Origin of the sequence: Pseudogracilibacillus sp. SE30717A (assembly GCF_037071985.1) — a bacterium.
GTDB lineage: Bacteria > Bacillota > Bacilli > Bacillales > Amphibacillaceae > Pseudogracilibacillus.
The window spans coordinates 66,436-89,482 of record NZ_JAXHDF010000007.1; the positions used below are offsets into that span (position 1 = coordinate 66,436).

The following is a 23,047-nucleotide window of genomic DNA, read 5'->3' on the forward strand; positions in this document are numbered from 1 at the left end:
TAATTAATAAATATGACCGAAATCAGAAAAAGCATTTCTAATTTCGGTCATTATAAATTATTTTTTCTTCTCTATCACATCAAATGAAAATATCGTTTGTTTTTTATATGTTTCATTTGTTAATAAAGTAATGGAAGGTAAATCATTTAACCATAAAGAAGCCGGAGAAGCTTGTGTTTCAAAACAAACACCTAAATATTTCTTTGATTTTAGATTATTTAACATGATACCTTCTTGCATCGTATTAGCTGTATACATTACCATTCCTGGTTGATTTGTTTTTATTTTCATAATTCTTCCACTTTCATTATCAGCTACTATTACTTTATTTGCAGCTTGCTGATCAAATAAAAAATAATGGTCATACCCACATCCTACCAACTGGTTTTGTTCATTATTTGATACAAACCCCTCTTGTAATAATCGACCTCTTCTAAAATCAAATTCAGTTTCACTAACATCCTCTACTATATCAAAGGGGATTAAGTCTTTATCTAATTTGAGGATCCTACTACTATCAATTGTAACTTCATGATCCAAAACTAATTTTTTTAAATCTCCACTTAGATTAAAATAAGAATGGTTAGTAAGTGTTAAGACGGTTTCCTTGTCTGTTGTTGCCTCGTACTCAATTAAAAATTCATTATTTATTGTTAATAGGTATGTAACCTTTACGTTCACATTTCCTGGATAACCACTTTCTCCATCTGGACTCGTATACGTTAATGTTACCCCAATTCCGTCTTCCCCTTGAAAAGTGTTAAAATCCCATAAAACATTGTGAAATCCTTTTTTACCACCATGTAAATGATGGCAACTTTCATTTTGATCTAACTCATATTCCGTGTTCTGAATTTGGATGGTAGCATTCTTAATTCTTCCAGCAACTCGTCCAATAATTGCACCTAAATATAGTGGGTTTGTTTCATAATGAGCATAGTCCTGGTAGCATAATACAATGTTCTCTTTATTACCATATTTATCGGGCGCCAAGATTTTTGTAATGATACCTCCAAAATTTAAAAAACTGACACTCATAGAATGACTATTTAATGTGAATTCATACCATTTATTATTAATTTTTTCTTTTGTTATTTTCAACATCGTTTATCTGCTCACTTTTATAATGTATGAATAAATCGTTTAAATGCTGTTGCTCCATTTATGTCCTCTTTAATTATTCTTAAAATTTTATCAAAATACGCTGTTACAATAAAACTTTCCCATTATTTTTAATAGATTGTAAACATGCTTCTATCACTCTTACATTTTGCAGACTATTCTTCGGACTACTTATTATAATGTTCCCCTTACGTATTGCTTGAGATATATGTTCAACTTGAGCCTTATACTGATCTTCAACGATAGACTCTTCCCGAGTTTCTTCATTTGTTTTAACTAAAACCAATCCTTCTCCATCATACAAATCTGGTCTGTATGCACGAGGTACAATAATTCTACCTTTTGTGCCAACTACCTCATATTCATTACGAAGTGCCGTGCTGAAACTACTGTCTATTAAACCAGTTACACCATTAGGAAATTCTAACAAGGTAATCGTATCCGTTTCAACCATATATTTATCATCTGCTTTTGCATGTACATGTACCGAAGTTGGTTCATTTTCTAATATATTTCGAATCGAATGAATCCCATAACATCCAAGATCATATAAAACACCACCTCCTTTTATATGATTCATCCGAATATTTTCTTCTTTATCCGTTAATAAAAATGAAAAACTAGATTTTACTAGTTTTACATCACCAATTTCTCCACTTTTTATTATTTCTTTCACCCTGTCATGCTGTGGGTGAAAGAAATACATAAACGCCTCCATAATTAGAACATTATTTTCTTCGCAAGCCTTTTTCATCTCTTCCATATCACTTACATTTAGCGCGGCAGGTTTTTCACAAAGAATATGTTTGCCATACTGCGCTGCTTTAATAACCCATTCTTTATGAAGATGATTAGGTAATGGAATATAAACTGCTTCAATCTGAGGATCTTCGAGAAGCTTCTCATAGCTGTTATAGGCTTTTGGTATCCCAAATTGCTTAGCCACCTTTTCCGCCTTACCGCTTAAACTAGCAATGGCATATACTTGTGCATTATTAGACCGATGAAAAGCGGGAATTAATTCTGTTTGTGCAATTTGGGCGGTACTTAATACGCCCCACTTTACTTTACTCACATTAAAACTCCTTTCATATTTAGGTTCTAAACTTTGCTAATTCTTCATTTAAATGAATTGTACTTTCATAGACATTCCTATATATTTTAAATAACTTTTTATACTTTACGACATTTACTTTATTGGGAGCAAAGATTTTATCTTCTTTCAGAAATACATTGGCACATTCTTTTAAGCTCTCGAACCAGCCACATCCACATGCTGCCAACATTGCTGCCCCCATTCCCGGTCCTTGTTCACTTGACAATTTGATAATTTTTGCATTAAATATATCGGCTTGCATTTGTAACCAAACATCATTCCTTGCCCCACCACCAATAGAAACAATTGTATCAACTGTTTTACCATTTTCACGAAAAATAGAAATCGATTCATTCAAAGAAAATGTTATTCCTTCAAGAACTGACCTAACAAAATCTTGAAGTTTATGGGAGCTATCTATTCCAATAAAACTTGCTCGGATCTTAGAATTTGCATGGGGCGTTCTTTCACCCATTAAGTATGGGGTAAATAATAGTCCATTTGATCCGACTGGAACAGTCTTAACTCCATTCAATAACTCATCAAATGATTCAATTTTTGCAAATGTTTCCTTAAACCAAGTTAAACTATGCCCCGCTGAAAGGGTTACGCCCATCGTATAATAAGCATTTGGTGCACCATGATTAAAATAATGGACCTTTCCTTCAAAATCCTTATTAGCACTCTGTTCATAAGATAAAACAACTCCTGATGTTCCAATACTACAAAGCGTTCTCCCGTCTTCTAATATCCCTGAACCAATTGCACCACATGCATTATCCGCTCCACCTGCAAAAACTCTTGTAGTTTCTAACAGACCGGTAGCTTTTGCTATAGTAGATGTAATGAATCCTACCTCCTTATGGGAAGCAATCAATGGCGGACAAATATCTGGATTTATCTCGACAAGTTCACAAATGTCTTGACTCCATTCTTTTTTGCCAACATCAAATAATAACGTACCGGCTGCATCTGAAAAATCCATGTGAAGTTTTCCAGTCAACTTATAACGTACATAATCTTTCGGTAAAACAAATGTCTTCACTCTCTTAAACAATTCAGGCTCATGGTCTTTTACCCATAATAATTTCGGCAAAGTAAATCCCTCTAGAGCTGAATTTTTTGTAATTTTTAGTAATCTCTCTTTCCCAACACTTTCATTAATTTTGATGCATTCTTTCGTAGTACGTGTGTCATTCCATAATATTGCGTTTCTAAGGATGTCATTATTTTTATCGAGCAATACAAGACCATGCATTTGACCAGAGAAACTAATTCCTTCTATTTTAGATGGCTGTCCGTTAAATTCTTGCACTATTTTTCTTATCCCAGCAACTGTTTGTTCTACCCAGTCTAATGGGCTTTGTTCACTGTAACCACTTTGGGGCTGTATTAATTTGTATGATTTTGAAACTTCGTTAACAACTTTCCCCAATTGATTAACTAGTAATATTTTTACAGCGCTCGTTCCTAAATCAATTCCAATAACATATTTCATGAAAACACCCCGCTTGAATTCCAGTTAATAAATAAGGGTCTGAAACATTCAGACCCTTATAATCGACTTAAAATGATTCCTCTTATGCATATATTGTTAACAAATATTGATTGATTTTAGCCTTTATTTGTTCTAATTGACCAGAGTGATTCTCTATTTCTCCCAAACCCAATGCATGTTCTTCAAGTTGATGAAAATCTGTATTTCCATCAATGATTTTTTTACCAATTCCTTTAGTAAAGCTGTTGTAACGATTCTCAATAACGGATTCCAGTACGTTATCATCGATTAGCTTTTGTGCTACCTTTAAACCAACTGCATAGCTATCCATTCCTGTGATATGTGCATGAAATAAATCTTCGGGCTCAAATGAACCACGTCGGACTTTTGCATCGAAGTTTAATCCGCCTCGTCCTAAACCGCCATTTTTAAGAATTTCATACATTGCTAGTGTTGTAGTATATAAATCAGACGGAAATTCATCGGTATCCCAACCGAGTAATGGATGGCCCTGATTTGCATCAACCGAACCTAACATTCCGTGAATTCGCGCGTAATGTAATTCGTGTTCAAACGTATGGCCAGCTAAAGTTGCATGGTTTGCTTCAATGTTAAATTTAAAAAAGTCATCAAGCCCATAATGTTGTAAAAAAGCATAACCACTAGCAACATCAAAATCATATTGATGTGAAGTAGGCTCTTTTGGCTTAGGTTCAATTAAAAATTGTCCTGTAAACCCGATTTCTTTTGCATAGTCCATAGCCATATGATAAAAACGTGCTAGATTATCGAGCTCAAGTTTCATATCGGTATTAAGAAGTGTCTCATATCCTTCACGTCCACCCCAGAATACGTAGTTCTCAGCTCCTAATTCTTTTCCAATTTCTAACCCTTTTTTCACTTTTGCCGCTGCATAGGCAAAGACGTCTGCATTATTTGAAGATCCAGCGCCATGAACAAAACGTGGATGTGAAAAATTATTAACGGTGTTCCAAAGCAATTTTGTCTTACTATCTTTCATATAGTCTTTTATCATTGCGACAATGACATCTAGTTTTTGGTTTGATTCTTTTAATGTGTCTCCCTCTGGAGCGATATCAATGTCATGGAAACAAAAAAAGGGAATTTGCAGCTTTTCAAAAAATTCAAATGCCGCTTCAACACGTTTTTTTGCGAGATCTAACCCCGAGTATCTATCCCAAGGTCTGATTGCTGTTCCTACTCCAAATGGATCTTTTAAACTTTCCGTAAACGTATGCCAGTAAGCTACGCCAAAACGAAGTATTTCTTCCATCGATTTTTCGCCTACTAGTTCTTCAGGATTATAAAATTTAAATGCCAATGGATTAGTTGAGTTTGGTCCTTCATATTTAATACGATTAATATTATGAAAATATGTCATATTACTACCTCCATGTTAAAATTATGCTACAGATGTTTTATTCTTACTTGCGATATCTATCCAAACTGCAATAATTAAAATCATTCCTTTAACAATGTATTGCCAAAATGTTTGGATATTCATCATACTCATTCCATTATCTATGCTCACCATTATTAAGGCTCCAATAATTGAACCGACAATATACCCTCTACCACCAGCCAGACTAGTTCCACCAATAACACACGCTGCTATCGCGTCAAGTTCATACATATCACCTGCACTTGTCGTTGCTGCATTTAGTCTACTAGTTAAAATCACACCTGCAATTCCAGCCAAGGCACCCATCAAAACAAAAACAGTTAGAGTATTTCTTTTGATATTAATTCCCGATAGAGCTGCAGCTTCTTTATTCCCTCCAATAGCATAAATACTCCTGCCAAATGCAGTCTTTGAAGATATGAAAATAAAAATACCGGCAAGTGTTATGACAATTATTAATGGTAAAGGTAATCCATGATAGCGACTTAGCATATATGTTATGACCACGATGCTTAATGAATATACAAACAATTTCCCGTAATCTAAAATCGGTGATGAAACATGTAATCCCATTTCTAGCCTTTTATTACGGTTTCTCCAAGTAAAGAAGAACAACAAAACTATTCCCATAATAACTAACGCATACCCAAGACTATAAGGCAGATAACTGTTGGAAATCATTTTAAAGTTTTTATCCAATGGTGCAATTGTTTGTCCTTTACTAAGACCTATTAAAATCCCTCTAAAAATTAACATACCACCAAGAGTTACTATAAAGGCTGGAACAGCTCTGTAAGCAACCCACCATCCTTGAAACAGTCCAAGTAATGCACCCACACCAATTGCAACTAAAACGACAAGTCCTGTATTCCAATCAAACCAAACGTGTAAGATTGCAGCAATTCCTCCTGTAAGTCCAGCCAAAGAGCCCACAGACAAATCGATGTGTGCAGCTACTATTACAAAAGTCATACCTATAGCTAATATAGATATAACCGTCATTTGGGTAAACAAGTTGGAAAGGTTTCGAGAAGATAAAAATTCTCCACCAGTTAATATTGCAAACAATACACCTATCAAAATTAATGCGATGATAAGTGTATAAGATTGAACGTTCATTCTAAAACTTAACACTTGTCTTTTTTCTTCTAACTCATCACTTGATTTTCCATTCATAGGATTTCACTCCTCATCGTTGCAAGTTTCATAATTTCCTCCTGTGTTGCATCTGCTCGAGATAACTCACCCGTTACCCTTCCATTCGACATGACAATTACTCGATCAGATATCCCAAGTATTTCTGGCAATTCTGAAGATATAAGAATAATTCCAACGCCCTGCTTTGCTAGCTCAATAATTAATTTGTAGATTTCAAATTTTGCACCTACATCAATTCCTCTTGTCGGTTCATCCAAAATTAAAACTTTCGGATTAGTTAACAACCATTTACTTAAAACTACTTTTTGTTGATTCCCACCACTTAATTGATTAACTAACGCTTCCAAACTATGTGCACGAAGATTCACTTTTTTAGCCAATTCTTCCGATCTTTTTAATTCCAAATTTGAATCTAGTAAACGCTGACTTTTTACTTTATCAAGAGAAGCTAGTGTTGTATTTTTAATAATATTCATATCTAGTACCAAACCATATCTTTTACGATCTTCGGATACATATGCTAATCCCTGTTTGATAGCATCTCTTGAATTTTTAATATCGACAATTTTGCCATTTAGGATGATTTCTCCCATTTTTTTACCTGGATATCCACCGAATAAACTAATAAACAACTCCGTTCGTCCAGCACCCATTAGTCCCGAAAATCCCAGGATTTCTCCTTTTTTTAATGAAAAGGATATATTGCTAACTAATTCTTCTTGTGTCACATAATGATTAAAAGTATAATTTTTCACATTTAATATATCTTCACCAAGATCACGATTTTCGTAAGGATAAAACTCTGTTAATTCTCTTCCAACCATTTTAGCTACAATTTTTTCTTCAGATAATTCTTCTATTGGATCTGTACTAATTGTTTGCCCATCTCGTAAAACAGTTACAGTATCAGCAATATGTAGAACCTCATCAAGTTTATGAGAGATATAAATACATGTAACACCTTCTGATCTTAACTTTTCTAATATTTCAAATAAAACTTCAGCATCACTTTCAGTTAATGCTGATGTCGGCTCATCAAGTATTAATATTTCAGCATTTTTAGTTAATGCCTTAATGATTTCAATTAATTGCTGCTTACCTACCGTCAGTTCACCAAGCTTTATCTGTGGATCAATATCAAGTCCAATTTGATCAAGCCAATTCTGAGCTTCAGCTAACAGTTGATTTCTATTAATAAACATACTTCTCATTAAGTCACTACTAAGAAATATATTTTCTGCAACACTCATTTCTGGAATCAATGCTAATTCTTGGTATATTAAAGCTACTCTCGCTTCTTGGGATTCTTTTATATTATTAAATTGTACTTCTGCACCATTCACAATAATTTTCCCCGTATAAGAACCATAAGGATAAACCCCACTTAAAACTTTCATTAGCGTAGACTTCCCAGCACCATTTTCACCACACAAAGCATGAATTTCTCCTTTTTTAACAGAGAAGCTCACGCCATCAAGTGCTTTTACACCTGGAAATTCCTTTGTAATATTTAACATCTGTAACGCATAATCACTACTCACACCCACCTAACCCCCCTTGAACTTTCTAACAGGAAAGGAAATAGACTCCCTTTCCTGCAATTATTTCTAGCGTTGTTTTAATAGATTTACAACATCTCAGTTCAATAGTAATAAATATAATTCTTAAGGTTTTGATGGTCTCTCATCTTCAGGAATATTTTTATAGACATCATCATATGAATGGAATCCATCTGCAATAATTACATCAAGTAAATTATCTTTATCCACACTAATTGGCGTTAGTTTAACAAATGGCACATCCTTTACACCGTTATCAATGGAATCATTAGCCTCCACTGTCTCTCCTTTTCCAAGCTTTACTGCAATTTCTGCACTTGTCGTAGCAATTTCCTTAATTGGTTTATAAACTGTCATGGATTGAGTTCCTTCTGCTATACGTTGTACGGCTGCTAGGTCCGCATCTTGTCCCGATATTAATACTTCCCCTGCTAAGTTTTGTGCTTCGAGTGCCTGGATAGCACCTCCAGCTGTACTGTCATTAGGGGCAACAATAACATCAATATCATTGTTTTGTGCTGTTAAGGCGTTTTCAATGATTGATAACGCTTTATCACCACTGTATCCATCAGCCCATTGATCACCAACTACCTCAATATCACCTGCTTCAATTAATGGTTCTAAAATATTCATCTGCCCTTGGCGGAACATATGAGCTGTATGATCACTAGGCTCTCCTCCTAACAGAAAATATTTCCCTGTTGGAACTCCATCAACCAGATATTGAGCTTGCATTTCACCAACACCTTCATTGTCAAATGACACATATGCATCAATATCAGCGTTATTTATTAAGCGGTCATGAGCGACAACTTTAACATTTTGTTCGTTAGCCTGTTCAACTACAGGTGCCAAGGCATCGGAATTTGCTGCAATAATAACAAGTACATCAATATCCTGCGACAACATATTCTGGATTTGAGATAACTGTTTATCTGCATCTCCATCCGCTGATTGTACAATAACTTCCGCTCCTAATTCCTCAGCTTTCTCAATAAAAATGTCTCTGTCATGCTGCCAACGTTCTAAAGTTAAATCTACAACTGACAACCCGATTTTAATTTGTTCTTCTCCAGACGCTGTCTCAACAGATTCATCTCCAGCATCTGAACTAGTTGCATCTTGGCCACAAGCTGCCAAAAAAATCAAAATAAAAACACCTACAATCAACATCAATTTGCCTTTAAATAAACGCATCAACTTTTCCCCCTAACTTTTTTTGTTTGTTATTATTTCATTCACTTGACCGTCAAAGCATGATCAGGTGAAAGGAATAATGGAGCATAGTAACCTGGAGTTGCAGAAAATGGCAAGATATCATCACTTAATTTTATGCCAATTTCATCTCTCATAAATTTTTGGCGCGCTTCTATTCGCTTCCATGCTTCAGGGTATAGTGCAGCAAATTCGTCTCTCAATTGTTCATTTGCTATAAAAACGGTATCTTCACAATTTAACACAATACCATCTGGCATTGGTTCCGGAATAATATCACACTGAACAGCCATTCCAGAAACAATTTTTTCATCAGAGTCCGGTTTAAAAGATGTATGCAACCATTCATCCACGCTTGTAAGATGTCCTGGATTTAATGCTGGACGTAACCCTCCAACTTCCATTACCTCACAAATGTGATTGTAGACTTCCCCTCCAGCTACTCCTGTTGAAACAGATTCATACCACGCAACAATTCCGCGATAATATGGTTTTGCCCATTTATCTAAGAATTCTTTGTTTTCCTTGGCAACCAACCCGCCGCGTGCACTTAGTCCACCTCGATATCCAAGAGCCGTAAAGAGTCCATCTCCCTCTTCTATAATTTTAGAACTTGGACTCCTAAGCCCGACTATCTGTTCTTTACCAGTAGCATACATAACATAAGTAGTTAACGGCTCACCAGCATATTTCATAGCCGAAACTGCGTCTAATTCAGTTAATCCCGACTTTGTTGAATTTACAATCCTCAAAAGTGCGGCAGAAGCTCGAGTTGCTGCCCACTCATATACAGCAATTTGCTCTATTTCATTGTGAACTCTAAGCCCTTTAGTTGGATGCATTAACAGTGAAGAAATATCTATAACGCCATCTTTTTCACCAATAATTGCTCTGAAACAGTCTAAGATAAAACCCGGTACAAAAACACCTTGAAAATCTTCCTCTTCAGATTGCTCTAGATATTTCCACCCGCATATCCCTACCTGATCCCCTGTTGATATTCCGATTTCTTTTAATACCTCACCTAAACGTGGTGATTTACTCCTATCTTGTCCCATTAAACTAAAAGATTGACACAAGATAATTTCCACTTCTGGCTTTACTACAGCTTTATACATTAAGCCTTCATTACCAACAATTAAATACTTCTTTTGATTTGGGCCTAGTACAAGTAATGCTTCCTCAAATCTCGGATCAAATTCCGTTAAATAATGTAAATTAGCAAAATGCTCACGGTCGCCATAGATTGCTAACCATTTACAATTAGCATTTTCATATAGTTTTGTACATCTCTCTTCATAAACTTTTCTCGGAATCTTAGGCATTTCTTTCGGAATGCCAAAATCGGGAAGATGCAATTGTCTCCATTCCAGCTTCATAATAATCTGTCTCCTCCTAATATTTTTAATAGAGTTTATCTATCTAGTTATCTGTATTGAGCACCTCCTTAGAAAAATAAGAGTATTTTTTTCACCCTTTAATCTGTTTATTTCGAATACTTTTAGTAATATGATTTATTCGTTAATTAACGTATGCGCTTACATTGTATCAATTGAATCTTAGTTTGTCCAATAAATATACAAAGTTTTTTAAACAACATATTTACCTCTAATAATAATTATAGATTAAAATATGTATTTATTTAAGAGAATATGATAAAGTTTATTATAAACTGTTAGGGATTAGGACATTCATTAATATATCATTTAAACAAAGTTTTTGAATAATGTATGAAAGGAAAAAAATATGACTACTAAAAGTAAAACATGGAACCAGCATATTGTTAAAAGAGAAAATAAGAATTTAGTGTTAAATACGATTAAAAATAAAGCACCCATATCAAGAGCAGATATAGCTGAATTAACTGGACTGAACAAAGGGACAGTATCTTCTATGGTTGCAGAACTATTAGAAGATAAATTGATATTTGAATCCGGGCCAGGAGAATCAAGCGGTGGGCGCAGGCCAGTAATGTTACTATTTAACACCAAAGCCGGTTACGCTATTGGAGTCGATCTGGGGGTAAATTATCTTTTATGTGCTTTAACCGACCTAGATGGCAATATTGTCCAAGAAAAATCTGTTAATATATATGGGCTAGATTTTCAAAAAACAAAAGAGAAACTGTTTTCATTAATAGAATCATTAATATCTTCCACGCCTTCTAGCGCTTATGGAATAATTGGAATCGGTATTGGCGTTCCAGGTATAGTAAATAATCGGGAAATGCTATTATTAGCTCCTAACTTGAACTGGAGAAACATTGATTTAAAAGAGATCATAGAAAATAAGTTTTCTATACCGGTAATTGTTGAGAACGAAGCGAACGCAGGGGCTTATGGGGAAAAAAAATTTGGCGCTGGTAAGGAAATGGATCATATCATATATGTTAGTGTTGGTGTTGGAATTGGAGTTGGACTTATTCTTAATGGAGAATTATTCGGAGGCCACAATGGATTTTCGGGAGAGTTAGGACATATGACGATCGACGTTAATGGAGAAATATGCAGATGTGGTAATATTGGATGTTGGGAATTATATGCTTCGGAACATACACTTCTAAGAAATGCACAGCAATTTGGAATTGAACTTCCAAATAATGAAGAATTAACTATTGAAAGTTTAGTGGCGCTTGCAGAAAAAGACAACATTCAAGCAATAAATTTATTCAAACAAATTGGTAAATATTTAGGTGTTGGGATTAATAATATAATCAATATTTTTAACCCACAGCAGGTAATAATAGGTAACAGGATTGTTCATGCAAAAAAATGGATATCCGAGACGCTGAATGATCAGCTAGCTAATGAAACAATTAATTTCCAGCAGCAAGATTTAAAAATTGACTTTGCAAAGTTAGATAAATATTCTTCGGTGTTGGGAATGGCTGCCAATGCAATTGAAAGTTTCTTAGAACACGAAATGAAGGAATAATATATACTTTAATATTTAGAACTATAACTAAAGTTTAATTCCATTCATTCTTTTATAAAAATCCTTTTACGGTATAAAAAATGAATGGAATTAGCTGGTGCCAATTAATTTCAAATTCTAATTCTTATTATTTATTCACCTAGAGTTTAGATGAAACTACTTGCATCAAGAGCACATCATCTTTGGTTAGGAACATTACCCCAAAGGGTACTTAACAGAATCAATAATTTTAAGAAGTGCGTATCTTCCAACAAGAAAACTTTGGAGCAGATACTCTGTAACAACATTAAAGTTTTTGAAAAATAGTTTCGCCCCAAAACACCTTTGGCCTTTTATATTTTTTTTGTAATATGTTTTGTAGAAGTACGTAAAATTAGCTTTGGTTCATAAACAATAGATTCTAATTTATTGTTTCGTTGGCTTTCGTTGACATTCTCTACTAGGTCTATAATCATTTTAGCAGCATCTTCACCCATTTTTATTTTAGGGTGTTCAATAGTAGTTAATTTGACCTCCGATGCTTCAGCAAGAAATGAATCATCGTAACCTACAATAGATATTTCATCTGGAACTACTATCTTTTTTTCTCGCAATAAATTTAACAATAATATTGCTAATTCATCGTTGTAACAAACAATACCAGTAGGTTTTACATTATTTTCTTGAGATAAAAGTTTATTTAACTTTTCTACTGGTTTTGTCATTTTATCGCTTGTTTCAAATGTAATAATGAATTTTGGATTTATAGGTATACTATGTTCACGAAGCGCCTTTAAATAACCTTTCATTCGTCTTGTACCTTGTAAATCATCAGTTTTAAAAAAACCTATTATGTTTTCATGACCCAATTCTATTAAATGCTTTGTTTGTAAATAACCGCCTTTTTCATCATCAATTGTTATACTAACTGGCTCCAATTCATCGTAATAGGCATTAATCATAATATAAGGGATTTTTAATTTTTCTAAATTTAAATATAGACTTAGGTTAGGATTTGATAGTGCACTTTTAGTTGGTTCGATAATTACCCCGTCGGGATGAAGAATTAACACTCTTTCTAAAAATTCTTTTTCATTTTGGTAATTATTATTGGTACTAAACAGACTAACATTATAACCCTTTCTACTTAAATAAGATTCTGCCCCTCGGATAATGGAAGAGAAGATATAATCAGATATATAAGTGGTTATTATAGCAATATTCTTAATATCTGAAGTCTTTGTTTGACGTTTAGATTTATCTGCACAAAACGTTCCAGATCCTTGTTTACTATATAACCACCCTTGAGTTACAAGATCACCTATTGCTTGACGAACTGTATGTCTACTCACATGAAATTTCTCCATTAATTCACTTTCAGAATTGATCTTTTGATGGGGCTCAAATGTTCCATTAAGTATTTTTGATAATATATATTCTCTTACAATACTATGTTTTGGCTTCATATATAAACTCCTCATTATCTCAACACTTTGGTTATTTCTGCACACTTTACTATTCCATCGACTAGAAACAAAGAATTATACCGTTGCATATCAAACAACTCATCAATTTCTATACTATTTTTTATTATAAATAGGTTAAAAAGACATACTAAATTTTTGTTGTGCCAAATTATCAAATTAACTATTTACCGAATTGGAATGTTTTTATATAGACACTAATTTAGCTAACAGGTACACAGTTGGAGTGTTCACTTAAAGGACAAATATAATGACAACTGACAACGATCAAATCTCTGAATGTTTGAAATATGTTAATTACTAGTAGTCTCTAAACAGATTTAATATCTATTTATTAAATTTTGGTTATTGATCAAACTAGTTTCATGTTCCGGTTATTCATCATTATTCTTTAAATTGATTAATTTTTATTAAACACCCTTCAAGATGTGATTGTTGAGCAGCACTTGCTATTAAGCCCGCTTGTAAACCATCATTACCATTACAGACTACTGGATCTCCAGTTTGAACTGAATCTATGAATGATCTTGCTTCTGCAATAAAAGCATCTTTATAACGCTCGAAGAAGTGCTTTAATTTATCTTGATATGCACCTTTATTATTAATAAATTCGACAGTTGTTAGTCGTTCATTTTCACAGGTCAAACAACCCTTTTCCCCAAAAACTTCTACTCGCTGATCAGACCCATATACTGCTTTTCTACTATTATCAATTACTCCAATAGCTCCATTTGCAAATTTTATCGAAATGATTGCAGTATCGACGTCACCTTCCTCTTCAATATATGGCTCTATTAAATTTGTTCCTATTGAGTAAACTTGTACTACTTCACTATTTATAAGAAATCTTGCCATATCAAAATCATGAATAGACATATCATAAAATAGTCCACCCGACTGTTTTACATATTCCAAAGGAGGCGGTTTAGGATCTCTTGTTGTTATTTTAATAATCTGGGGGGTACCTATTACACCTTTTTTAATTGATTCGCGTATTCTCAGAAAGTTCCGATCAAATCTTCGGTTAAATCCAACCTGTAATTGCACACCAGCACTTTCGACTACGTCTAAAACTTCTTTTGTTTCTTTTATTGAAAAACTAATTGGTTTTTCACAGAAAATATGTTTACCCTTCCTTGCAGCAGCAAGGATGATATTTGCATGTGTATCGCTTGGTGAACAAACAAATATGGCATCAATTTCTTCATCGTTTATTATTTCTTCATTATTTGTTACTACTTGTTCAATTCCTATACCTTTAGCCCAGTCTGTTACATGCTCATTAGAGAGGTCCGATATTGTTTTTAATCTAACATCAGAGAAATTAATAATATTATTGGCATGTAGTCTACCAATTCTACCAGCACCAATGATTCCGATTGTCACTTTTCTCATTATTCACCCCCTAATCCTTTCTACTACTTTATCTAAACTGTTAAAACTAACTTGTATAGAACGAATGTAAAAACTGATCCCTTCAAATGAATCAGCCTTTACATTAAATTAAACAAAAAAATTTTCAGTTTATCGAAAACATAAAGAATACTCCTAACTTTTTTCCAATAAGGACTAATGAACAATAAACTATCTATGCTTATTTAATCGGCTTTCAATTCAGTATGAACAAAATGGTTAATTAAGTTTTAATTCCACTTCATCAAATGGATAAATAGGTCTTTTTATATTTTTAAAATCCAATTCTTCAATTAGTTGATATGTAGCACCTTGTGTAATGGCTAGAATATGGAGTTTTGAGATTTCAGCTAACTCAGCGAATAAATATCCTTGTTTTACGACTATTATATCATAGTCATCTATTTTTAAACCCGCTTTCGCAAAATGATTCATTGTAATAAATGAGTGGCCCTTATCCGCAATTACTATATCAATATCACCAACCGAAATCGTGCAAGTGCTACCCACATAATCAGATTCGCCACCTAGATAACCTAAAAGTGCTCCTTTTGCCTTCACGATTCCCCTCACAGTAACACTTTTACTGTATGAATCAAAACCAATACCTATATCTAGAGAAATCTCCTCACCTAAATTGTAATTTTCACTTATTTTAGAAGCCTTTTCATCATAGATTGCAGCAATACACACTTTTTTATTATTCAAATTCCCAATCTGTAAAAAGGAAGATAAAAGTTCTGTATTTACCCCAATACCACCACCGGTAGTATTATCTCCAGAATCTGAAATAAACACTGGCTTTTCAGTTGAATTTAATGCTTTTTCAATTGCTTCCTGAGGGTTTAATGGAATTGAAACCAACTTAAACTCATTTCTTCTTGAATATACATATTCCGCCAGCTTATTTGCTTGTTCCTGTGCTAATTGATAATAACTCTGTGTCTCTGGAACTATATAAATAGACGCGGAGGTATTTTTTGTATCTGCCCATGAGAATCCTATAAAAAAAGAAGCAGACGCAATACCGTCCGAATTTTCTATTTCTTCTAACTTATTAAATATAGATTTTAATGGATCCTGGTTTCCAATTGCTTGTTCTCCACCGATAATAAACGGTAGTCGAACGAATGCAGGTGTTATTTTTTCTCCACTTCTAATTGAGTCAACCAGAAGTTTTGCAGTAATCATTTCCGTTTCACATTGATCAATATGAGGTACAGTTCTGTAGGCGCGAATAATATTTGCATAGTCTTTCAATTCATCAGTATTGTTACCATGGATATCCATTGTTAAAGATATCGGTATATCAAAGCCCACTATCTCTCTTATTTCTTTTAATAGTTGTAATTCACCAGATCCTATATTCTCAACAGTCATCGAACCGTGAAGATGAAGCCAAATGCCATCAATATCAGCCTCTTTTTTTACCACCGTTAAGATTTTATCTGAGAAATACCTATATGTTTTTTCAGACACTACACCAGAAGATAATGCAGTTGCATATATACTTGGTATTACTGTTGCTCCTTCCTCTCTAAATACCTGAGTGCTGCATACTCGATCATATACTTGATTGCCTTCAACTATAGAGAAATGATCTTTTTCCGTTAGCATTGGATTAAACGTATTTGATTCATGATAAAGTCCACCTATAATTATTTTCATTTTGTCACCTCATTATGTTAAAAATTAAAGTGCTACAAAATTGTCTCACATGTAAATTCTGTCTTTAATTTAATCTTTACGATTGTTTCTTTCTAATTGAAATATCAAACCAGACAGCTATTAATAAAATCAACCCTTTTACTACTTGTTGTATAAATGAAGAAACATTCATTATACTCATAAAATTATCTATTGCTGATAAAAGCAATGCGCCTATCAATGCACCCGGTATCACACCAACTCCACCAGAAAAGCTTGTCCCCCCGATAACGGCAGCAGCAATTGCTTCTAATTCAAGTAAATTACCGGCAGTTGGAGCTGCACTTCCTAGTCTTGCAGCAATTAAAATACCAGCAATCCCGTAGATTGCCCCCATTATTACAAAACCCCCAAAAAGATGCTTTCCAACTTGAACTCCCGCTAAACGAGCGGCATCAGGATTACCACCAATTACATAGATATTTCTTCCAAATGTTGTGTTTGACATGATAAAATGAACTATAATAACTCCTATCGCTACCACTATAACTGCCATCGGAATACCTTGATAACCTAAAAATACAAAATAGGAAATAGCAGATATTAGAGCAATTAAAATAAATTTCAACCAAAATCCTTCTTTAAAATTAACCCATTGCTTTAATTTTTTTGCGTTTATGTAAGCATAACTAACGAATACAAGAAATAAAATGGAAATTATTAATGTTGATAGTGTCTTTGAAAGATATCCTTCACTTATAAAAATAACATTGGTAGGTACTGGCCCTACTGTTGCAGCATTTGTCCATACATATCCAATTCCTCGAAAAATAAGCATTCCGGCTAAAGTAACTATAAACGCAGGAATATTAAATTTTGCTACTAAAGCTCCTTGAAACGCACCTAATAAGATTCCAACTATTAAAGCAACTATTATTGATAAAAACAGTCCAAATTCATATACAACTGTCATTTGTGCAACAACAACACTTACTAAGTAAACTGACGCTCCTGCACTTAAATCTATCTGTCTCGCAACTATCAATAAAACCATTCCGGATGAAACAATCCCTAGAATTGCAGATTGTTTTAAAAGTTGTGAAATATTTCGTTGGGACAAAAAGATTCCATCGGATAGTATATTAAATAATCCCATCATACATATAAGAACGACTACTATTAATGCAATCTTCCAATTAATTCTTCCTATTAAAATTTCCTTAAAGCTTTTTTTCTCATTTAAATTGGTCAATTTATTGATCCTCCTAGTTCAGTTTTCTCTTGGTTTCTTCAAGCGACTTAACTACTTCGTTGGCCTAATGTCGCATACTCTAGTATTTCTTTTCTGCTTGTATTACTAGGAACTAAATCCGCAACCATTTTTCCTTCATGCATTACTAATATTCGATCTGAAAGTCCTAGAACCTCAGGTAAATCAGATGAAATCATTAAAATCGACTTTCCACTTGACGCTAATGCGTTTAGTATTTCGTATATTTCTGTTTTAGCACCAACATCAACACCTTGTGTGGGTTCATCTAAAATTAAAATTTCAGAGTCCACTGATATTTGTCGAGAAAGAATGCATTTTTGTTGATTTCCTCCACTGAGAGAGCTAATTTTTGAATGGACACTTGATGTTTTTATAGACATATCTTTAATGAATTTATCCGTGTTTGTGAACTCTTTTTCTTGATTGATAACACCTAATTGAGAGAGTTTTTCTATACTCGAAACAGAAATGTTCTTATTGACAGATAGTTCTGGAATATTGGCTAATGTTTTTCTATCCTCTGGGAGATAACTTAGTCCATGATCTATCGCATCTTTCGGGTTTTCAAATGTATATTCTTTGTCATTGATTTTTACCTTACCATCTACCGGTGCGTCCCATGCCCCTATCATTCCTAGTGCTAATTCAGTTCTACCTGCTCCTACTAAACCGAATAACCCTACTATTTCTCCTTTTCGGACAGTTAGTGAAGCGTGTTTGACAATCTTTCTATCTGGTAAGCTTTTATGATAAACATTAAAATCATGAGCTGAAAATTGAACTTCTTTTGGAGTTCTATTCGCAATAGGGAAATAATCTGATAAGTCACGTCCAATCATGAGAGACACAATTTTTTGTTCATCCATATTTTTCGTTTGATCCGTTTTAATAATTTTTCCATCTCTCATAACCGTTACATTATCTGATATGGACAGTATTTCTTCTAATCTATGAGATATATAAAAGCAAGTCACACCTGACTCTTTTAACATTCTAATTTTTTCAAATAGTATTTCACTCTCTAAGTTTGATAAAGTAGATGTTGGTTCGTCCAATATTAATATTTTTACTTTATTCCATAGAGCCCTGCCTATTGCAATCATTTGTTTTTGCGCAACACCTAGCTCTTTTACTTTAGCTGAAACAGAAACATTAACGCCTATCTCATTTAATATTTTTTCTGATTCACGAAATAGCTCTTGTTTATTTACGATACCTCTTTTTGACGGAATTTGATTTAAAAATAAATTTTCAGCAACTGTTAATTCCTCTACTAAGTTTAATTCCTGCGGGATCATCATGATGCCTTGCATTTCAGCATCCTTTACTCCAGTAAATTTTACTCCTTTTCCTTCAAGCTCTATTTTTCCATCAAATTGTTCATTCGGATAAACACCCGAGATTATTTTCATTAAAGAAGACTTACCTGCCCCATTTTCCCCTACTATTGCTCTTATTTCTCCTCTTTCAACGGTTAAATTAGCATTATCTACAGCTAATACTCCTGGAAACTCCAAATTTATAGAACTCATTTTTAGAACCTGATTACTCATACATTAATTTCCCCCTAATTTCTTTGGAAATTTTAATTTTTGACTAACTTTTGTTACACATCAATAGAGATAAAAGTATTGAGGCTAGGACATGATCTAGAAAAAGTAATTGAAACACGAATGATTGAGTTTTTAATAGTCGGCTACAGAAATATACTCCGCTTTCACCACTGACAAGTGACGTCTTGGACTGCACACAGTTCGTCCCATCAAATACATCTGTTCAAGTGAACTACCGCTTACTTTCACAGCGTGTCCTATACTGAAGCTCGCTGATAAGCCCCTTCAGACTCCACCTTTTTAGCCTTTTATCGAGTCTTTTTTTCTAGCAGAAGTCTTTCGTATATTTCTAACACTAGCTTGAACGATTATTCGCGTTTCATAATCTGTTATTTTGTTTTGTCCCAACCTCAATATTCAACTATTGACACTCAGAAGGAATTGTTAAACCTTCAAATACTTCTTCAGCCGTTACCCAACCTTCGGGAGCAATTTCATCAATGAACTCACATAGATTTGATTGATCGACTGCAATAACATCACTATAAATTGCTGGAACTTCCTTAAGACCGTTGTCTACAGATCCATCCGCATCAATTTCTTCTCCTTTAATCAATGAGATTGCACCTAATAAGGCTTTCTCAGCCTGATCATCAATCATTGTCCAGACAGACATTGTTTGCGTTCCTTCTGCGATTAGTTTTGCACTTCCAAGTTCAACATCTAAACCTGAAATAAACACTTTTCCATCCAAACCTCTTCCTTTAACTGCTTGAGCTACTCCCATTGCAATCCCATCACTTGAAGAGACAAAAGCTTGTATATTATCTTCTTGAGCGGACAATGCATTTTCGGCAGTTTTTAAGGCTTCTTCTGTTGACCAATTTTGATGCCACTGATCAGCTACTATATTGATGTCTGTATTAGGAACAAGTAACTCTTCATAGGCTTCCGCAATACCTTGAGCTACTGTTGTAGCAGGGTCTCCTTTTAAAACAACAAAGTTACCTTTCCCATCCGTATAATCAAGAGCATATTCGGATTGAATTTCTCCCACTTTATAGTTATCTCTTGTAACAAATAGGTCTATATCGGCTTCAACTGGAATAGCATCATAAGAGACAACTGGAATCCCTTCATTTTTTGCACTTTGTATAAATGGCCCAATTTTATCTGTAACTGGAACAACTATTAATGCATCGATCCCTTGAGACAATAAATTTTCTATTTGGTTTCCTTGCTTTGTGACATCATCATTAGCCCATTGAACAATGATTTCTGCATTATGTTCATTTGCTAATTCTTCCATTACTCCTACTTCAAACTTCCATCTCGGTTGTACCTCTGTCTTCATAGCAACACCAATTTTGATTTTCTTATCGTTACTTTCCTTTTCGTTTGAATCAGTGTTGGCATCAGTACTATCAGCACTTCCACAAGCACTAAGTAGTATCAACACCATTGCTAACAAGACAGGAGAAAATGATCTAATAATTTTTTCCACGTTTAATTCCCTCTTTTCATTTGATTTTTTTACCTTTTAATTCAGACAACTGAGTTAGAGATGTCACTATAACGTAATGATGGAAAAAATATTCCCGCTAATTTTCAAGGTGATGGTGGGAATAGTAAAATATGATCGCTTACAATAATAACCGAGACTACCTTGATATATTGCTGACAAGTTTCCTTCTGCACAATATTTCAGAATATTTTACTTTTACACCCTTTACATAACTTATATTAATTTCTAAAAACTATTTTCAACGTATTGGACCAGCAATCAACCTCCTTAATTAAAATGAAAACAAATTAACTATTTCTTTTTAAAAGTCTTCGGGCGAATTATGTTTTGCATTTCGCTAACCACTGTATACGCTTACATCATATCTAATTAATCTTTGTTCGTCTAATAAATATACTAAGTTTTTATTTTATAGTTAATGAGAATACTTTATTATTTCCATGAAAATACAACAACATCTATACAAAATCACCTTTTATTTCATTTGATTATTTATCCTATAAACAAAGTTTTTTGCTAATAGTTATTCCTGATGCGATAACCCATTTATTACAGTCTCAGAACCTAAAGATTAAAGTTTCAGATAATAAGAGTAAAATTATCAGCTTGAATACTCTATTAAGATCTGTACGTGATTTTAGAATTGATTTGTAGACTACTCAGTTATTTTAATAATGAAATTTATTAATAAATTATTTCACCACTAACACATGATCTGGTGATAAAAATAATGGTGCATAATAACCCGGTGTCGTAGAGAATGGTAAAATATCATCACTAATATTAATCCCTAGACTGTCTCTCATGAAATATTGACGCGCCTTAACTCTTTTCCACATTTCCGGATATTTTTCTTTAATAGTTTGCCTTAAGTCTTCGTCAGCAAAAACTACCATATCCTCACTATTTAACTGTATTCCGTCTGCAAGAGGAGTAGGGATAATATCACATTGGATAGCCATTCCTGAAGCAATAACATCATCATTTCCTGGTGTGAAAAATGTATGTAGCCATTCATCCATTCCTGTCGAATGTCCCGGGTTAAGCAATGGACGTAATCCGCCTTCTTCCATAACTTCTGTTACGCGTTTATGAACATCACCACCTTTGATACCAACTGCTGCTGTTTCATACCAAGCTACAATTCCTTTGTAATATGGAATTGCCCATTTATTTAAAAACTCCTCATTTTCCGCTTCGACTAACCCTGCTCGACAACTTAATCCTCCACGGTATCCAAGTGCAGTGAAAATACCGTCCCCTTTTTCAATTTGCTTTCCGGAAGGACTTCGTAATCCAACAATCGCATCTTTTCCAGTGGCGTAATTCATAAACATTGTTAACGGTTCACCCGCATACCCCATATGTGATACCGCTTCAAATTCACTTATACCAGGCTTAGTACCTTTTACAATATTCCACAATGCTTTTGACGCTCGTGCAGCTCCCCATTCAAATACTGCGAGTTGTTCAACTTCATTATGAGCACGGAGGCCTGTGATCGGATGCATTACTTTTTTCGTTACATCAGTTAATCCTTCACTACTGCCAATAATAGTTTGAATACAATCAATAATAAATGTTGGAACAAAATACGCCTGGTGGTTTCCAACTTCACTCAATTCGACATATTTCCAACCACAAACCCCTACGCGATCACCTTTTGCTAATCCAATATCGATTAAAATATCTTCTAGTTTTTTCGATTTGGTTCTATCTTGTCCCATTAAACTAAAAGATTGACAAAGAACAATTTCTACATCTGGTTTGATTACGCTTTCATAAATAATCCCTTCGTTACCGATCAGCATGTATTTGCTATTATTTGGCCCTAAGATAAGTAATGCCTCTTCCCATCTAGGATCAAATTCTGTGAAGTAATGCATATTAGCAAAATGTTCACGGTCACCATAAACGACTACCCACTTACTATTGCATGCGCGGTATAATTGTTCACATCTTGTTTCGTAAATGCTTCTTGGTATTTCTGGCATTTCATCCTTTACATCAAAATCTGGTAACTCCACCTTTTTCCATTCAATATTCATTAATAACTAAACCACCTTTACTCTCATAGCTAGGATGTTTTATAAAATTCCGACTATTTATTATATTTTTATACGTGGAAAAACTTTTACCTCCTCAGCATATATTCGTACAACAGTTTA

At 34.0% G+C, this 23,047-nt stretch carries 16 protein-coding genes; 1 reads left to right on the forward strand and 15 read right to left on the reverse strand.

The genetic code is table 11. The features are described from left to right. Window positions 1-57: 57 nt before the first annotated feature. From SPD48_RS12355 to SPD48_RS12390, 8 genes are all read right to left on the reverse strand, one after another. Window positions 58-1,104 (reverse strand): aldose epimerase family protein, encoded by a 1,047-nt coding sequence (locus SPD48_RS12355; RefSeq protein ID WP_336258431.1) that lies wholly within the window; start codon window positions 1,102-1,104, stop codon window positions 58-60. A 103-nt stretch (window positions 1,105-1,207) separates the two neighbouring features. Next, a complete protein-coding gene (locus tag SPD48_RS12360) occupies window positions 1,208-2,197 on the reverse strand; it encodes a Gfo/Idh/MocA family protein (RefSeq protein ID WP_336258432.1) in 990 nt (329 codons plus the stop codon). A gap of 19 nt (window positions 2,198-2,216) precedes the next feature. Continuing rightward, on the reverse strand, window positions 2,217-3,716 hold the full coding sequence (gene xylB / locus SPD48_RS12365; RefSeq protein WP_336258433.1) for a xylulokinase: 1,500 nt from the start codon (window positions 3,714-3,716) through the stop codon (window positions 2,217-2,219). 82 nt (window positions 3,717-3,798) lie between these two features. Further along, window positions 3,799-5,118, reverse strand: coding sequence for a xylose isomerase (xylA, locus tag SPD48_RS12370; RefSeq protein ID WP_336258434.1), 1,320 nt, complete (start codon window positions 5,116-5,118; stop codon window positions 3,799-3,801). 21 nt (window positions 5,119-5,139) lie between these two features. Then, window positions 5,140-6,315 carry a sugar ABC transporter permease gene (locus SPD48_RS12375; RefSeq protein ID WP_336258435.1) on the reverse strand — a complete coding sequence of 392 codons (1,176 nt, stop codon included), beginning with the start codon at window positions 6,313-6,315 and terminating at the stop codon, window positions 5,140-5,142. Continuing rightward, window positions 6,312-7,838: a xylose ABC transporter ATP-binding protein gene (locus SPD48_RS12380; RefSeq protein ID WP_442962152.1), complete on the reverse strand. Its 1,527-nt coding sequence runs from the start codon at window positions 7,836-7,838 to the stop codon at window positions 6,312-6,314. Before SPD48_RS12380 ends, SPD48_RS12375 begins: the two co-directional genes overlap by 4 nt. A 123-nt stretch (window positions 7,839-7,961) precedes the next feature. Further along, on the reverse strand, window positions 7,962-9,053 hold the full coding sequence (gene xylF, locus SPD48_RS12385; RefSeq protein WP_336258436.1) for a D-xylose ABC transporter substrate-binding protein: 1,092 nt from the start codon (window positions 9,051-9,053) through the stop codon (window positions 7,962-7,964). Window positions 9,054-9,094: 41 nt separating this feature from the next. Then, on the reverse strand, window positions 9,095-10,450 hold the full coding sequence (locus SPD48_RS12390) for a hypothetical protein (RefSeq protein WP_336258437.1): 1,356 nt from the start codon (window positions 10,448-10,450) through the stop codon (window positions 9,095-9,097). A gap of 367 nt (window positions 10,451-10,817) precedes the next feature. On the opposite strand from SPD48_RS12390, the gene SPD48_RS12395 reads away from it, so the two are divergent. Then, window positions 10,818-12,005, forward strand: coding sequence for an ROK family transcriptional regulator (locus SPD48_RS12395; protein WP_336258438.1), 1,188 nt, complete (start codon window positions 10,818-10,820; stop codon window positions 12,003-12,005). Between the two features lie 332 nt (window positions 12,006-12,337). Here SPD48_RS12395 and SPD48_RS12400 read toward each other — a convergent pair whose 3' ends face one another. The 7 genes from SPD48_RS12400 to SPD48_RS12430 form a co-directional block, all read right to left on the reverse strand. Further along, window positions 12,338-13,450: a GntR family transcriptional regulator gene (locus SPD48_RS12400; protein ID WP_336258439.1), complete on the reverse strand. Its 1,113-nt coding sequence runs from the start codon at window positions 13,448-13,450 to the stop codon at window positions 12,338-12,340. Between the two features lie 402 nt (window positions 13,451-13,852). After that, on the reverse strand, window positions 13,853-14,863 hold the full coding sequence (gene iolG / locus SPD48_RS12405; protein ID WP_336258440.1) for an inositol 2-dehydrogenase: 1,011 nt from the start codon (window positions 14,861-14,863) through the stop codon (window positions 13,853-13,855). A 237-nt stretch (window positions 14,864-15,100) separates the two neighbouring features. Beyond that, a complete protein-coding gene (locus SPD48_RS12410; RefSeq protein ID WP_336258441.1) occupies window positions 15,101-16,549 on the reverse strand; it encodes a M81 family metallopeptidase in 1,449 nt (482 codons plus the stop codon). Between the two features lie 76 nt (window positions 16,550-16,625). Further along, entirely contained in the window at window positions 16,626-17,780 is a 1,155-nt protein-coding gene (locus SPD48_RS12415) for a sugar ABC transporter permease (protein WP_336258442.1), read from the reverse strand. A gap of 47 nt (window positions 17,781-17,827) precedes the next feature. Then, window positions 17,828-19,354 carry a sugar ABC transporter ATP-binding protein gene (locus SPD48_RS12420; RefSeq protein WP_336258443.1) on the reverse strand — a complete coding sequence of 509 codons (1,527 nt, stop codon included), beginning with the start codon at window positions 19,352-19,354 and terminating at the stop codon, window positions 17,828-17,830. A 421-nt stretch (window positions 19,355-19,775) separates the two neighbouring features. Next, a complete protein-coding gene (locus SPD48_RS12425; RefSeq protein WP_336258444.1) occupies window positions 19,776-20,858 on the reverse strand; it encodes a sugar ABC transporter substrate-binding protein in 1,083 nt (360 codons plus the stop codon). A gap of 713 nt (window positions 20,859-21,571) precedes the next feature. Continuing rightward, complete coding sequence (locus SPD48_RS12430) at window positions 21,572-22,927, reverse strand: M24 family metallopeptidase (RefSeq protein ID WP_336258445.1); 1,356 nt, start codon at window positions 22,925-22,927, stop codon at window positions 21,572-21,574. Window positions 22,928-23,047 lie beyond the last annotated feature (120 nt).